The organism is Pseudomonas sp. B6001, from assembly GCF_013386015.1.
Classification (GTDB): Bacteria; Pseudomonadota; Gammaproteobacteria; order Pseudomonadales; family Pseudomonadaceae; genus Aquipseudomonas.
In genome coordinates, this window is record NZ_JACAOX010000034.1 from 1 (window position 1) to 15735 (window position 15735).

At 62.5% G+C, this 15735-nt stretch carries 14 protein-coding genes; 12 read left to right on the top strand and 2 right to left on the bottom strand.

What is annotated here, in order from left to right:
* Positions 1-209: 209 nt before the first annotated feature.
* Entirely contained in the window at positions 210-2582 is a 2373-nt protein-coding gene (gene bamA / locus HX821_RS27405; protein ID WP_102368638.1) for an outer membrane protein assembly factor BamA, read from the bottom strand.
* 213 nt (positions 2583-2795) lie between these two features.
* On the opposite strand from bamA, the gene HX821_RS27410 reads away from it, so the two are divergent.
* The 3 genes from HX821_RS27410 (at position 2796) to HX821_RS27420 (ending at position 5286) form a co-directional block, all read left to right on the top strand.
* Entirely contained in the window at positions 2796-3479 is a 684-nt protein-coding gene (locus HX821_RS27410) for a response regulator transcription factor (protein ID WP_003211262.1), read from the top strand.
* Complete coding sequence (locus HX821_RS27415) at positions 3476-4756, top strand: ATP-binding protein (protein WP_177036961.1); 1281 nt, start codon at positions 3476-3478, stop codon at positions 4754-4756. The genes HX821_RS27410 and HX821_RS27415 overlap by 4 nt, the downstream gene beginning before the upstream one ends.
* A gap of 80 nt (positions 4757-4836) precedes the next feature.
* Positions 4837-5286 (top strand): hypothetical protein, encoded by a 450-nt coding sequence (locus tag HX821_RS27420; protein WP_177021191.1) that lies wholly within the window; start codon positions 4837-4839, stop codon positions 5284-5286.
* Positions 5287-5392: 106 nt separating this feature from the next.
* Here HX821_RS27420 and HX821_RS27425 read toward each other — a convergent pair whose 3' ends face one another.
* A complete protein-coding gene (locus tag HX821_RS27425) occupies positions 5393-8218 on the bottom strand; it encodes a winged helix-turn-helix domain-containing protein (protein WP_177036962.1) in 2826 nt (941 codons plus the stop codon).
* Positions 8219-8794: 576 nt separating this feature from the next.
* Here HX821_RS27425 and HX821_RS27430 point away from each other — a divergent pair.
* The 9 genes from HX821_RS27430 (at position 8795) to HX821_RS27470 (ending at position 15488) form a co-directional block, all read left to right on the top strand.
* Positions 8795-9067, top strand: a complete 273-nt coding sequence (locus tag HX821_RS27430) for a DUF2282 domain-containing protein (protein WP_003211270.1) — start codon at positions 8795-8797, stop codon at positions 9065-9067.
* On the top strand, positions 9064-9492 hold the full coding sequence (locus tag HX821_RS27435) for a DoxX family protein (protein WP_177036964.1): 429 nt from the start codon (positions 9064-9066) through the stop codon (positions 9490-9492). The genes HX821_RS27430 and HX821_RS27435 overlap by 4 nt, the downstream gene beginning before the upstream one ends.
* A gap of 45 nt (positions 9493-9537) precedes the next feature.
* On the top strand, positions 9538-10305 hold the full coding sequence (locus tag HX821_RS27440; protein WP_003211274.1) for an alpha/beta fold hydrolase: 768 nt from the start codon (positions 9538-9540) through the stop codon (positions 10303-10305).
* Positions 10306-10330: 25 nt separating this feature from the next.
* Positions 10331-10603, top strand: coding sequence for a hypothetical protein (locus HX821_RS27445; protein ID WP_003211275.1), 273 nt, complete (start codon positions 10331-10333; stop codon positions 10601-10603).
* Positions 10604-10659: 56 nt separating this feature from the next.
* The gene (locus HX821_RS27450; protein WP_087695391.1) at positions 10660-11511 is read left to right on the top strand and encodes a DUF692 domain-containing protein; all 852 of its coding nucleotides are present in this window, start codon (positions 10660-10662) and stop codon (positions 11509-11511) included.
* A complete protein-coding gene (locus HX821_RS27455; RefSeq protein WP_003211277.1) occupies positions 11508-12284 on the top strand; it encodes a DNA-binding domain-containing protein in 777 nt (258 codons plus the stop codon). Before HX821_RS27450 ends, HX821_RS27455 begins: the two co-directional genes overlap by 4 nt.
* Positions 12285-12288: 4 nt before the next feature.
* Entirely contained in the window at positions 12289-12825 is a 537-nt protein-coding gene (locus HX821_RS27460; RefSeq protein ID WP_177036966.1) for an alpha/beta fold hydrolase, read from the top strand.
* 92 nt (positions 12826-12917) lie between these two features.
* A complete protein-coding gene (locus HX821_RS27465; protein WP_023658995.1) occupies positions 12918-14282 on the top strand; it encodes an MFS transporter in 1365 nt (454 codons plus the stop codon).
* A gap of 75 nt (positions 14283-14357) precedes the next feature.
* Complete coding sequence (locus HX821_RS27470) at positions 14358-15488, top strand: MFS transporter (protein ID WP_177036968.1); 1131 nt, start codon at positions 14358-14360, stop codon at positions 15486-15488.
* Positions 15489-15735 lie beyond the last annotated feature (247 nt).

The window sequence follows — 15735 nt, forward strand, 5'->3', positions numbered from 1 at the left end:
GATGCGGCGACCCGACAAGCCAGCTCCCACATTTGAACCGTGCCCGCTTTAGCTTTTGATTTTGATCTTAGGCACTCCGAGCCTAGGCGAGGAGCCGAGTGGTGGGGCAAGAGCGTTTTGCTTACTTTTGCGCTTTTCAAAAGTGAGCCGCTGTAAGAGCGGAACCAATAGCGGCCATAACCGCAAAAACGGATATGTACCCAGGCAGATCAGAAATTCTGCCCCATGGAGAACTGGAACACCTGCTTGGTCGCATTCTCCGGCGTACGAACCGGCAACGCCAGGTTGATACTCAACGGCCCCAACGGGCTGTACCACGTAGCCCCAACCCCCACAGAGGCACCCAGCTGACTCAGGTCAACCCCATTACAACCCTGAGTAGTACTGAGGGCACACTTGTCCGAATAAACGTTACCCACATCCCAGAACACAGACGTACGCACCGACTTATTATCTTTAAGGAACGGCATCGGAAACAGATATTCCGCCCCCCCGGTAATCAGGATGTTGCCCCCCAACGCCTCGGGACTGCGGTCGCTGTAGTACTGCTGGCCCGCACTGGCATACGCCCCGGTCGCCGGCGTACTGCGCGGCCCAAGCGTGCCGCTTTCAAACCCGCGCACCGAACCTTCACCCCCGGCCGTGTAGTTTTCATAAAACGGCAGGCCGTCCGTCGAGCCGTACCCGTTGGCGTAACCGAGCTTGGTATGCAAACGCAGCGTCGTCGAATTGGTGATCGGCACAAATGTCTGCCCGGAATAATCGAGTTTGTAGAAACTCAAGTCACTGCCCGGAAGCGTCACCGTCAGGTTCAGGTTCTGCGAGTAACCACGGGTCGGCATCACGCCTTTGTTCAACGTCGACTCCGACCACCCAAGGTTGGCCTTGAAGTTGGTGAACTCACTGCCTTCGCGCTGAAGAAAATCGTAAATCTCATCAGAGCTGTAGATGCCCGGGTCGATACTGTCGTGTTGCACCGTCAGGCCGAAACTCAACCGCGAGGTTTCATTGATCGGGTAGCCGAGTGTGGCCCCCAGGCCGTAACTGTTGATGGAGTAGTAGGAAACACCGCTGCCATCGTCGTAGTAGTTGTTGTAATCGGTGGCACTGTAGAACGCGTTATAGCCCAGGCTCACCCCGTCCGGCGTGAAGTAGGGGTTGGTAAAGCCAATGTTGTACTTGCTCTGGTACTGCGAGCGGGTCAGGCCCAGGCTGGCATAATCTCCGGTGCCCAGGAAGTTGTTCTGGGTGATCGAACCGCCAAGGATCAGCCCGGCATCCTGGGCAAAACCGACGCTGGCGGTAATCGAGCCGGACGCTTGTTCTTCGACCGCGTAGTTCACATCAAGCTGGTCGTCGACCCCCGCCACGGCCGGGGTTTCGACGTTGACCTCCTTGAAGAAGCCCAGGCGCTCAAGGCGAACCTTGGACTGGTCGATCAGGTAGGTCGACGCCCAGCCACCTTCCATCTGGCGCATTTCCCGGCGCAGCACCTGGTCGTCGGTCTTGGTGTTGCCACGGAAGTTGATGCGGTTCACATAGGCCCGTTTGCCCGGGTCGACCGCAAACACGATATCCACGCTGTGGTCTTCATCGTGGGGCGTGGGCATGCCGTTGACGTTGGCGAAGGTGTAGCCGTCGTTACCCAGGCGCCGGGTGATCAGGTCCGAGGTGGTGGTCATCAGTTTGCGCGAGAACACCTGGCCTTTCTGCACCAGCAACAGGGCTTCAAGCTGGTCCTGGGGCACTTTCAAGTCGCCGCTGAGCTTCACGTCACGCACCGTGTATTTCTCGCCTTCGTTGATGTTGACGGTGATATAGACGTGCTTCTTGTCCGGGGTGATGGACACCTGGGTCGAGGTGATGTCCATGTTGATATAACCACGGTCCAGGTAATAGGAGCGCAGGCGTTCCAGGTCCCCGGTGAGTTTTTCACGGGCGTACTTGTCATCGTTGGTGAAGAACGACAGCCAGTTGCTGGTCTTGAGGGTGAACGTGCCGATCAGTTCCTTGTCGGTAAACACGTGGTTGCCCACCACGTTGATGTGCTGGATCGCGGCCACGGAGCCTTCGTCGATCTTGACCTTCAGGCCCACGCGGTTACGCGGCTGCGGCAGCACTTCGGTGTCGACCGTGGCCGAATAGCGACCCTGGGCCACGTACTGGCGCTGCAGTTCGTTGCGCATGCCTTCGAGGGTGGCGCGCTGGAAGATCTCGCCCTCGGCCAGGCCCGACTGCTTCATGCCCTTGAGCAGGTCTTCGGTGGAGATGGCCTTGTTGCCTTCGAACTCGATGCTGGACACCGATGGGCGCTCGACCACATTGATGATCAGCACCGTGCCGTCGCGGCTCAATTGGATGTCCTGGAAGAAGCCGGTCTTGAACAACGCACGGGTGGAATCCACCAGCCGTCGGTCATCCGCCTCGTCCCCCACGTTCAGCGGCAAGGCACCAAACACGCTGCCCGCCGAGACCCGTTGCAGACCGTTGATACGGATATCCGAGATTTTGAAGGCTTCAGCGTGTGCAAGTGTGACATTGAGCAGCAGCGCAACCGAGCAGAGCAGGCGCGAAAAATTCATCAAGATCTTTTCCAGAACACATCGACAAGCAGCGCAAGCGCGCCGGGATGACTCGCCGCAGACGGGTCACCACAACGCGGCCAGACGGGTGGACGGCAAGCATAAGAGCGGCGCGGGTTTGGTGCGGTTAACCAAGTGTCAAGTTAGGTAAAGGTTGGCCCCGGGGCGATGAGGCTGGGCGATACTGTGGGGGTACCCTTTCACGAGCTCGCCATGATCCGCGTATTGCTAGTCGACGATGACCAGGAACTGACTGAAATGCTGGGCCAATACCTGGAGCATGAAGGCTTTGAGGCGACCTGCGTGCACACCGGCGAGGAGGGTGAAGTTGAGGCGTTGTCGGGGCGCTACAGCATTGTGGTGCTGGACGTGATGCTGCCCAGGCTCTCGGGCATCGAGGTGCTCCGGCGTATCCGGGCCAGCAGCCAGGTGCCGGTGGTGTTGCTCACGGCCCGGGGCGACAACATCGACCGGATCACCGGGCTGGAACTCGGCGCGGACGATTATGTGCCCAAGCCCAGTTCCCCGGGTGAACTGGTGGCGCGGCTGCGCGCGATCATGCGCCGGGTGCAGCCCGTGGACCCGCCGGCCGCTGACGTGATCAAGACCGGCGCCCTGGTGCTCTGGCCCGGCAAGCGCCAGGCCCTCTGGAAAGGCTGCGCACTGGGGCTGACCAGTACCGAATTCAGCCTACTTGAAGTGCTGGCCCGGTGCGCCGGCCAGGTGGTGAGCAAAAAGGACCTGTCGCTCAATGCCCTGGGCTGCCCGTTGACCCGCTATGACCGACGCATCGACGTGCATATCAGCAGCATTCGCCAGAAGTTGGGCCCGCGCCCGGATGCCAAGGCCTGGATCCAGAGCGTGCGCGGCCTCGGTTACCTGTTGATCGCCGAATGATGAAACCCAGCCGGCTGTTCTGGAAACTCTTCCTGGCCTTTTGGCTGGCCACCAGCCTGACGTTCCTGGTGGGGTTGAGCATTCTGGTGGCGGGCAGCCTGGGCCCCGGGGACCATCATCTGGATGCGATCCTGGCCAGCGAAGAGCAGTTGCTGCAGCAGTATGGTGTTGCTTCGGGACGCCAGCTCCTGGCTGTATGGCAGCCCGCCCATGGCCAGGCGATTGGGGTGTATGACAGTGCCGGTCAATTGCTGGCCGGCACGCCGGTCCCGCAGTCGGCCTATGAACAGTCGCTCATCAGCAGGGACGGGGTCAGGCTGTCCCTCAGGTCTTCCCATCCTCCCCACGAACCCGGGCGCCTGGGCCACTGGATTCCGCTGATCATCGGCACGCTGATGAGCGCGCTGTTCAGTGGGTACATGGCCTACTACCTGGCGTGGCCGCTGGCTTATCTGCGGCGGGCGATGGGCGACGTTGCGCTGGGCCGCTTCGAAACCCGGGTGCGGCCGATGATGGGCAAGCGCCGTGATGAAATCGTCGACCTGGCCGAAGACTGCGACCGCATGGCCAACCAGCTCAAGCTGCTGGTGGAGGCCCAGCAACAGCTGTTGCACGACATCTCCCATGAACTGCGCTCACCGTTGACGCGCCTGCAAGTGGCCATCGGGCTGTTGCAGCAAGACCCGGCACGCCAGGAAATGCTCGGGCGCATCCAGCGTGAATCGGCGCGCATGGACACGCTGATCGAGGCGCTGCTGACCCTGGCGCGTGTGCAGGGCCGTCCCGAAAGCATCGAGCGCGAGCCGGTGGATATCGTCGAATTGCTGGCCGTGATTGTCGAGGATGCTCAGTTCGAGGCGGGTATCAAAGGCTGCAGTGTCAGCTTGCAGGCGTGTCCGGACTTTGTCAGTCGGGCCAGCGGCGAGCTGCTGTATCGGTGTTTCGAAAATGTCATTCGAAATGCCGTGCGCTACACGCAGCCTGATACCACGGTGCGGGTTTCGGCGGAGGTCAGCCCCGACAACCGTTGGCTGCGGGTGTTGATCACCGATCAGGGGCCGGGTGTTGAAAACCTGCGGTTGCGGAGTATTTTCGAACCTTTCGAACGTGGCCCGAATGACACCGATGCCGGTTTCGGACTGGGCCTGGCGATCGCCTTGAGGTCCGTGGAAATGCATGGTGGCACCATCGAGGCGCACAACGAGCCGTCCGGCGGGTTGAGCGTGGAAATCATCCTGCCTCGGGTGGGATCTTTACACGATATTACATTGGCTTGACCGCCCTGTACGCCCTGCGCCTTTAGACTTTTCTCCTGCGTGAGCTGATGTTCAGTGACGCCATTGGCGTGGAGGTGGCGATGTTTCAGGTGCACAAAAAAGGCTTCGTGGCCGGCAAGAAAATGGTCGACGGCCTGGTGCCTTACGATTTCTTCTGTGAAGACAGCCCGGCGATCAACCTGTTCGTGTTTACCGGCTCTGCGGCCCTCGGCCAAACCGTGGAAGAGCAGACATTGTGGGGCTTTACCCGGCTGGAGCGGTTTGAAGCCATGACCGGCGCCCTGGTGGCGAACAAGAAGAACGACGGCTGGTTTCAAAGCGTCAACGTGCTCACCGGGCCCAGCCAGAACGGCACCCAAAGTGTGAAATTCCAGCGCGTGCTGAAGATCATCAAGCACGCCACCGCCACGGGCCGCGCGACCAGCAAGTTTGAATATGAGATTCATACGGATGAAGGCGACACCTACTTCACCCGCCGACCCGCTGCACCCGACAGTGCGCAAACCGTCATCTATGCGGCGGATCAATAGCGCGGCTGCCGGAGTTCAAAAAGAGCGAAAAGGGGACAGATTTATTTATAAAATAGATCTGTCCCCTTTTTACCGTCCCCTTTTTACCGTTACATGCCGGCAGCCTCTACCGGTGCTGAAACCTTGGCAACGAAGCAATCCGCATCTTCGGCTCCTGCAACCTGGCCAGGTCACTGGCAATCTGCGCCCGCCAGAAATGCGCCCCGGCCAGTTGCGCATCCACCCACGCCTGGCGCAGCAACACCTTGGCCTTGTCCACCGACCCGTACTGGGCCTGGCGCAGAATCAGCTGCGCCTTGATCCGCAACATCTGCGGCACGAACCAGCGCTCATGCCGGCCCAGCGCCAATTGCAGGGTGTCTTCCAACACCTCCAGCGCCAGTTTCTCCAGGCCCAGCCGCGCCAGCCCCAGGGCGTATTCACAACGCAGCAAGCTATAAAGCTGGCTGTCGCCTTGGCCATGCAGGTGATGCAAGGCCTCACCCAGCAACGGCACGCCTTCTTCGGGCGACCCCTGGCGGATCAGCAGGATGCTCTCGAAGCACAGCCGAAACTGACGCCAGATGTGCAGGTCCTGCTGGGTCGTGCTGTCTTGCAGCAAGCCCAGGTAGTACCGCACCTTGGGCAGGTTGGACGCCAACAGCGCCAGGGGAATTGCCCCCAGGCACAGGGTGTACCAGAGGGTCGCGGGGTGATCGAGGGTGATGGCTTCATCGACGCAACTGCCGATCAGGCGCAGCGCCGGGTCGACATCGCCTTCCAGCAACTGCACCTGTGCCTTGAGGCAGCGGGCGGCGATGCGCTGGTCAAAATGCACGTCGATAATATGCGAGCGCGGGGCTGACGGTGACCCCAGCGCCTCGTCGATATTCTGTCGGGCGCCGGCCAGGTCGCCCATGTGAAACAACGCCAGCGCGCGCATGCGTTTACCCAGCAGTTGCTGGTTGCCGCTGTTGTTCAGGCTGATGTAGCGCTCGGCCAATTCCAGCGCTTCGGCGTACTGGTTGCAGCCGCAGCGGTCACTCCACAGGCCCCACAGCGCCCGCAGCTTGTGCTCGGCATCGCCCAGGTCGCGGGCGTCTTCACGCACCTGGCGCCAGGCTTCGCGCATTGGCCCGCCGGTGCCATAGGTGAGCATCAGCACGCTGGCCAGGGCGGTTTGCAACAGCATGCGCTGGCGCAGCGGCAGCGGGGTGGTGGCGGCGCTGGCCAGGCCTTTGTCGACCCAGGTGCGGCACTCGCTGACCAGCGACAGGCGCAGCCACAGCGGCACACCGCCCAGGGTCAGTTCGATGCCGGTGGGCAGGTCGCCCGAGGCTGAAAAGGCCCACTCCAGCGCGGTGCGGATGGTGTTGATTTCCGGGCCGTAGAGGCCGATCCAGGTCTCGGGAGAAAGCCCGTCGAGGGTCTGCCCGGCTTCCTGCAATACGCCCAGCGCATACAGTGCATGACGCTGGCGGGTGGCATCGGCTTCGCCGTGTTCGTTGAGTTTCTCCAGGGCGTAGGCGCGGGTGGTTTCCAGCAGGCGGTAACGCTTGAGCAACTGCGATTCACCGGCGATCAGCAGCGACTTGTCCATCAGGCTTTCCAGCAAGGGCAGGGCATTGCGTGCATCGAGGGTGCTGCTGGCGGTCATGGCCTTGACCGCGTCCAGGGTAAAAGAACCGGTGAACACCGCCAGTTGGCGCAACATGGCCTGTTCGTCGCCGGTGAGCATCGAGTAGGTCCAGTCCAGGGTCGCGCTCAGTGAACGGTGGCGGGCGAGGGCGGTGCGCCGGCCGGTCATTTGCAGGCGGAAGCTGCCGTCGAGCAACCCCACCAGGTCCTGGATGCCAAAGGTGCGGACCCGCGCTGCGGCGATTTCGATGGCCAGGGCGTTGCTGTCGAGCTTGCGGCAGATGGCGCTGGCGGCGGCGACGTCGGTGTCCTTGAACACGAAGCCGGGGTCGAGGGCCTTGACCCGTTCGATGAACAGGGCGATGCCCGACCAGGTCATGGCTTGCTCGGCACTCAAGTTCACGTCTTCGTCCGGCACCAGCAACGGGGCGAGGTCGTGCACCCGTTCGCCCTCGGCCCGCAGCGGCTCGCGGCTGGTGGTCAGCACGCAGCACTGGGGCGCGCAACGCAGCAGCACCTCGACCGCGTCGGCGGTGGCTTGCAGCACGTGTTCGCAGTTGTCGAGCACCAGCAGCAACGGGCTGTTGGCGAGCATCGAGGCCACGCTTTGCAAGGGCTCGTCACTTACGCTTTGAATGCCCAGGGCGTTGGCGAGCATGCCGGCCACCCATTGGCCGCTGGTGGCGGGTGCCAGGTCGACGAAGCACATGCCCTGGTGAAAGCGGCCCTGCAGCAGTTGCGCCACGGCCAGGGCCACGGTGGTCTTGCCGATGCCGCCGGGGCCGGTGATGGTCACGAAACGCTGGCTCAGTACCTGGTCGGCCAGGCTCAGGATCAGCTGTTCGCGGCCAATCACCGTGGTGGGCCCCGGTTGCAGGTTCGGTGCCTCTACTGTCGGGGCGGGCAGCAGGGCCTGGGTCATAGCGCCTTCACTCACCGCCTGCATCGTCACCGGCGCGACAAACCGATAACCCCGGCCTGGCACGGTGACGATGTAGCTGAAGTTGCCGTCATCCCCCAGCGCCCGGCGCAGCGCAACGATCTGCGCGCGCAGGTTGCATTCCTCCACCACCACCTTGGGCCAGGCGAAAGAGATCAGCTCGGACTTTTCCAGCAACTCGCCAGCCCGGCTGGCGAGGGCGATCAGCAGGTACAAGGCGCGGCTGCCGAGGGTCACCGGCTCGCCGTTGCGCAGCAATACATGCTGGCGCGCCAACAAGAGAAAGGGGCCGAAACCGATTGCATTCTCGGTGTGGTCCGGGGCCTGGGGGACGAGGTCCGTGAAGGACACTGCGGGGTATTTGCTCGAACTCATCAATTTGTCCTTTTTTGTAGTCGGGCTTGTTATTGGCGATCAGGCCATTCGCCCTTTTGGGTGCTTACGTGCGGCAGCAGGCTTGGAGAGTTGAAGTCGATCAAAAAGGTGAGAGTTGTCGCCCTCCTTTGGGGCATGGACGTTGTTATAGGGCGCGGGGCCGTTGGGTTTCAGGCGATGAGACTGTTTCAATTTAGAAACATTTTATTACTAGAAAACCTGATGTAGCAGAATGTATGCCAGTTGGCATGTAACAAAGATGACAACAACCGTATGAAATTTATGGGGATTTTTGAGGTCGTCGAAAGCGGGGGAAGGTGGGTGTTCGGAAAGGCGAATATTTCTAATTGTGTCGTTCGGGATGCCGAATAAAACGGCGGTGGTTTGGCGTGGTTTTTTTGGCTGTGTATCAGACTGTGTATCAGCACCCACCTGATACACCGGCATGAATAGAAGGAGGAAACGCGACACAGACGGGATACACGCCTGGCTTTAAATCTGTCTACCAGATGGCGCAGGCGGTCACCCACCGCACAAGCGCCCTGGCCACATTCAGTCAAGCCAGGAGATTCAACAATGAAGCGCCATTACGCAGCCCTTGCCGCCACCCTCGCACTGTCCCTCGGTGCCTTCGCCGCCACCGCCCATGCCGAGGATGCCAAGCCTCAGGAAAAATGCTTCGGCGTGTCCCTCGCCGGTGCCAACGATTGCGCCGCCGGTGCCGGGACTTCCTGCGCCGGCACCGCCAAGGCGGATTACCAGGGCAACGCCTGGGTGCTGGTGGACAAAGGCACCTGCACCCAGATCAAAACCCCCAAAGGCTTCGGCAGCCTGACGGAACAACCATGATTGCCCTGGCCCCTGCGGTGCTCAAGCGTGTGCTACCTGAGGCGCTGCTGTTGCTGGTGGCCCGCCTCGGGATCGCTTCGGTGTTTTTCCTCTCGGGCCGCACCAAGGTGACCGGTTTCCTGCAGCTCAAGCCGTCGACCTACACCTTGTTTCGCTCGGAATACGCCTTGCCGCTGGTGCCGCCGGACTGGGCAGCGCACCTGGCGACCTACGCCGAGCATCTGTTCCCGCTGTTGCTGGTGCTGGGCCTGCTGACCCGCCCGGCGGCTGCCGCGCTGTTGGGCATGACCCTGGTGATCGAGGTGTTCGTGTACCCCGACGCCTGGCCGACCCACCTGACCTGGGCGGGCTTGTTGCTGCCGCTGCTGGCGTATGGCGGCGGGGCCTGGTCACTGGACCGCTTGCTGTCCGGCCAACGCCGTTAACCCTTTCACAACAATGATCAGGCCCCAAGGCCTGTGGAGAGTCGCATGCGTATTCTTTCTTCCCTGGCGATCGCCATGGCACTCGCTACACCGTTGGTGGCCTCGGCCGCCGATGCAGCCAAGCCCCAGCCGGGCACCGGTAAAAGCGTGGTGATCGTGCCCGGTTCCTTTGTCGACGGCTCCGGCTGGCGAGTGGTGCACGACATCCTGATTCACAAGGGCTACAAGGTCACCGTGGTGCATCAGGGCCATGAAAGCCTCGCCGCCGACGTGGCCGAGGCCCGCGAAGTGCTGGAGCAGCAGGTCGGCCCGGTGGTGCTGGTGGGGCACAGCTCCGGCGGCGGGGTGATCTCGATTGCCGGTGACCGCGACAAGGTCAAGTCGATGGTCTATGTCTCGGCCCTGCAACCGGAAGTCGGCGAGAACATGAGCCAGCTGCTGTCGTCGATGCCGGCGCCGAGCAATGACGTGATGCAGACTCGCGACGGGCATCTGTTCTTTGATCGCACCAAGTTCAATGCCGACTTTGCTGCCGACCTGACCACCAACCGCACCGACTTCATGGCCGCCTCCCAGGTGCCGGCCACCACCGCGCTGTTCGGCGGCACCGTGTGGGCCGCGGCCTGGCACAAGAAGCCGACCTACGCCGTGGTGTCCACCGAAGACCGTGCCCTGAGCCCCGATCTGCAGCGCTGGATGTACAAGCGCGCCGGCTCGAAAGTCACTGAAATCAAGGCCAGCCACTCGGTGTACATCTCCCAGCCCGAGGCTGTGGCGAAGGTCATCGAAGACGCGGCATCCGTCATAAAATAAACCCCACCCCCGAGGAGTAATACCCATGAGCACATCCATCAAATCCCGCTTGAGCCTTGCCACTGCTGCCGCCCTGATCGCCATGGCGTCCGCTTCCTTCGCGGCGGCCGCCAGCGCCGCCGATCAGCCGGAACAGCCGGGTCGCTGCTACGGCGTGAACAACTGCAAGGGCGAAAGCCTGTGCGCCACGGCCAAGAACGATTGCAAGGGCCTCAACAGCTGCAAGGGCCAGGGCGTTGTCGTCAAGACCCCGTCCGAGTGCCTGAAGCTGGGCGGCACCACTACCGAACCGAAGTAACACCCCGGCGGGCCCAGGTTGGGCCCGCCGCCTATTTATGCAACGGAGACCACATGATGCCGACACCCAACCCGCGTTTTCCAGGCTATGGCCTGGGGCTGCGCAAGGAACACTACAGCGAGTTCCTGGAGAACCCGGTGGCGGTGGATTTCGTTGAAGTGATCTCCGAGAATTTCATGGTCGCGGGCGGCCAGCCCCGGCACATCCTGCGCCAGATTCGCGAGCGGTATCCGGTGGCGCTGCACGGGGTGTCGATGTCGATCGGCACGGCCGAGGGACTCGATCGCGATTACCTGAAACGCCTCAAGTCGCTGGTGGACGAGATCGAACCGCTGTTTGTGTCCGACCACTTGAGCTGGTCCCGCAGCGGGGGTTTCAACTCCCATGATCTGTTGCCGGTGCCTTACACCCATGAGGCATTGGACCGGGTCTGCGCCAATATCGACCTGGCTCAAGAAGTGTTGGGCCGCACGATGCTGTTTGAAAACCCGTCCAGCTACCTGGCCTTTGATGGCGCGTCCATGAGCGAGTGGGAATTCATCGCCGCCATGTCCCGGCGCACCGGCTGCGAGCTGTTGCTGGACGTCAATAATGTGTTTGTCAGCGCCAGCAACCATGGCTTTGACGCTCTCGCGTTTCTCGACGGGATTCCGGCCGAGCGGGTCCGGCAAATTCACCTGGCCGGCCATAGCCAGGGCCGCGATTTGCTGATCGACAGCCACGACAGCCCGGTGTGTGATGGCGTCTGGGACTTGTATGCCAAGGCCGTTGCGTTGCTCGGCCCGGTCGCCACGATGATCGAGCGCGATGACGAGATCCCGCCCCTGGCAGAGCTGCTGGAGGAGCTGTCGATCGCCCGCATGCTCGGTGCCTCCGAGGCCTACAAGCGTGCGCAGGTGCGCTCATGAATCTCGCGCAATGGCAGCAGGCTTTTCATACCTGGCTGGTGAGTGCCTCGGAGCAGTCGGCCGAGATGTTGGGTAACAAGGCCGCGGGACTGGCGGTGTATCAGAACAACTACCGCGCGCAATTGGTGGGTTGCCTGGAACAGGCGTTTCCCAACCTGCGGCGCTGGGTCGGGGACGAGGCGTTCCTGGCCGCGTGCGTCAGCCATATCGACCGGCATCCGCCCCATGCCTGGACCCTGGACGTCTATCCCGAGGGTTTTCACCTGACCCTGGGCGAACTGTTCCCCAACAATCCCGACGTGCATGAACTGGCCTGGATCGAGTCGTCGCTCAATGAAGCGTTTGTCGCCGCCGATGCCAGCCCGTTGCCCATGGACGTGCTGGCGTCGGTGGATTGGGACACGGCACGCCTGCAACTCACGCCATCGCTGCGCTGCCATGGGCTGACCACCAACGCCGAGGCGATCTGGTCGGCATTGTGGCAGCAAACCCCGGCGCCCGAGGCGGTGATGCTGGCCGAAGCCGGTGGGTTGCTGGTGTGGCGTCGGCAGTTCACTTCGCGCTTGCGCCAGGTCGATGCGCTGGAGTTCCAGGCCTTGGTGCACCTGCAAGGCGACGGCAGTTTTGCCGGGTTGTGCGAGTTTCTGGTAGCGCGCCTGGGGGAAGAGCAGGGCGTCGCGAAAGCCGGTGAGCTGTTGGCCGGCTGGATCGGCAGCGAGTTGATTGTGGGGGTCGTTGAAGACCTTTCTGTGTCGCATTTTTCGGAGCTATAAACCTATGTCTTTTTTCAATCGCCGTCGCTTTCTGATTTCCAGCGCCATTGCTTCAGTGGCGTTGTCACTGCCGGTCATGGCGACGCCCGCCCGTTGGACGATCCGCCAGGTCAGCACCGACCTGCTGGATATCGGCTACTACGAAGCCGGCCCGGAAGGCGGCCGGCCGATCATTTTGCTGCATGGGGCTGACGGCGACCTTGAGCGTTTTGCCGAGGTCTCGCCGCATCTGGTGTCCCAAGGCTTTCGGGTAGTCATCCCGTACCTGCGAGGCCATGGCAGCACCACGCAACTGGACAAGGCTGCGCCCGCCGTCACTCAGGAAGTCGTTCTCGGTCAGGACGTTCTGGACCTGATGAACGCCTTGCACATTCCCGAGGCTGTGCTGGGTGGGTTCGATCTCGGCGGTCGTGCCGTCACGGCAGCGGCCACCTTGCGGCCGAGCCGCTGTGTGGCGCTGGTCACCGTCAACAGCGCGCCGCAGCCCGCCCTGGCCGAGGTGCTGGTGCAGATGGCGCAGATGGGCAAATGGCGCACCTGAACATGAATATTTGGACAGTCGCGCATTTGCCCGCTGAAAAAAAAGGCCGCTGCCCGTAATCTAGACGCCTTTGCCACGTGTGCGGATTGTCCATGTCTTCAGTAGCTGATGGGTTGCCCAGTGATAAGCGTCTAGCGGCGGTTGTTGCCATTTCCCTGGGGATCGGCATGGCGACCCTCGACACGGCCATCGTCAACACCGCGTTGCCGACCCTGGCCGAAGGGATTGGCACCGACTCCGCTTCGGTGATCTGGGTGGTCAATGCCTACCAGTTGGCGACCATTGCCGCGGTACTGCCCTTTGCGTCCCTGAGTGATGTGGTCGGCCACCGCCGGGTGTTCCTCGGCGGCTTGCTGGTGTTTGTGGTGGCGTCGCTGTTTTGCGGGCTGGCCTGGTCACTGCCGACGCTGACAGCCGCCCGGGTGGTGCAGGGCCTGGGCGCTGCGGCAATCATGAGCGTCAACATTGCGCTGCTGCGGCATATCTACCCGGCAAAAATCCTCGGCCGAGGGCTGGGGTATAACTCACTGGTGGTGGGGCTGGCCTTTACCCTGGGGCCGACGGCGGCGTCGGCGATTCTATCGGTGGCTACCTGGCACTGGTTGTACCTGATCAACCTGCCCCTGGGGGCACTGGCCCTGTGGCTCGGGGTGCGGGCGATTCCGGTGATCCCGATCACCGGGCATGCCTTCGACCGGCTGGCGGCAATTCTCTGCGCCGGGTTGTTTGCCCTGCTGGTGCTGGGCCTGGGCTCGGCGGTGCACGGTGCGCAGGCGGTGTTGACGCTGGGGCTGATCGCCGTGGCGCTGCTGTGCGGGCTGTTGCTGATCCGCCGTCAGGCCGGGCACCCGGCGCCGATGCTTGCGGTGGATCTGTTCAAGCGCCCGCTGTTCACCTTGTCGGCCCTCACCGCGATTTGCGCGTTCAGCGCCCAGGGGCTGGCGTTTGTGTCGCTGCCGTTCCTGTTGCAAACCGTGTTGGGGCACAGCCAGGTGGCCACCGGTTTCCTGATGACGCCGTGGCCGGCGGTGGTCGCGGTGATGGCGCTGATTGCCGGGCGCCTGGCGGACCGTATCTCCCTGGCGTTGTTGTGCGGCATCGGCCTGGTGATGTTGAGCGCGGGCATGGCCTCGCTGGCGACCCTGGGCAACGACGCCTCGACCTTCGATATCGGTTGGCGCATGGCCCTGTGTGGCGCCGGGTTCGGTTTTTTCCAGTCGCCCAACCTCAAGGCGATCATGACCAGCGCACCGATTGCCCGCAGCGGGGGAGCCAGCGGGATCGTCGCCACTTCGCGGTTGATGGGGCAGACACTCGGCGCTTCGTTGGTGGCGTTGTGTTTCCACCTGTCCCTGAGCAGCGGCCCGCAGTACGCGTTGTGGCTGGGCTGCGGGTTTGCCCTGGTGGGCGCGGTGGCCAGCGGGTTGCGCCTGATGCAGGACGGCGCCAAGGTTTAATCATTTGGGCCTTGTAAAACCTTGAGGTAGACGGCTACCGTGGCCGTCTAAATAATTCTGAATGTTTCAGCTTTTATGTCTGATCTGGCCCAACGCAGTGCTGATTCCCACTCCCGCCGTGCCGCGCTGACCCTTGGCCTGTGCCTGCCCAGTGACGTGTTGCTGTACCTGGTGCTGCCGATGGAGTCCCAGGCGTTCGGTATCACCCTGGCCCAGGCCGGGGTGCTGCTGGCGGCCAACCGCCTGGTGCGGATCTTCGGCTACAAGCATGTTCTGAATTTCTACGCCCGCAACGGTGATCGGCTGACGTGCTCCATTGCCGCCGGCGCGGCGGCGGTGTGTGCCCTTGGCAACTCGATGCTGTCCGGGTTTGCGGCCTTGCTCGGGCTGCGGTTGGTCTGGGGCCTGTGTTTTGCGGCGTTGAACCTTTCCACTCAAGTCTTGGCCACCTCTGAACCGCTGGGTGCGGCGCGGCGGGCGGGGCGGTCGCGGGCGTTGATTGCCCTGGGGCCGATGCTGGCCTTGCCGTTGGGTGGGTGGCTGACGTTGCAGGTGGGGCCGCGGCCGATCTTCTGGATTCTGGCGGTGTGTTGCCTGGTGGGGTTGTGGATGGCGCGGGGGTTGCCGACTGCGGGTCACAATTTGCATGGCACGCCGGGGCGGCGGTTCAAGTTGCCTGACAGTGTGGCGACCTGGTCGTTTATCGAAGGGGTGGCGCTGGATGGGTTGTTTATCTTTGGCCTGTCGATTCAGGCGCAGAAGCTGCTGGGTGGCAATGCGGTATTGATTGCCGGTGGGTTGATGGCGCTGCGATATGTTTCGGAGTTGCTTCTGAGTCCGCTGGGGGGGCGTGCTGCGCAGCAGTTTGGTGCTACGTCGATGTTGCTGCTGTTTTCGTTTCTCAGTGCGTTGGCGTTGGGGGCGTTTGGTAGTCATTGGGTGATTGTGGGGGCGGCGGCGGTGTTGGTGCTGCGGGCGTTGCAGTTGCCGTTGGTGACGACGCTGGTGGCGGAGCGTAATCCGGGGGCGATGCGGGTTTCGGCGTTGGCGTCGAATGCGGTGTGGCGTGATGTGGGGGCGGGGCTTGGGCCTTTGCTGGCGGGGTTGTTGTTGCCGGTGGCGTCGGCGCCTTGGGTGTTTGGCGTGGCGGGGGCGGCGATTGCGGTCAGTGCGGTGTTTTGCTGGCGGGCCAAGATTTCAGCTTGATGAGATGGGTTGGGTGAGGGGAATGGGGTACATATCCGTTTCTTCGGTAACGGCCACTTAGGGTTCCGCTCTTACAGCGGGTCACTTTTGGCAAACGCCCGGAATGCCGGCCCAGCCAAAAGTAACCAAAAGGTCTTTGCCCCACCACTCGGTGCCTCGCCTAGGCTCGGCATGCCCGCACTCCGGCCCGGTTCCGCGGGCCGCCGCGACGGGCCATCCATGGCCCGGCGCGGCTAAATCGGCATCC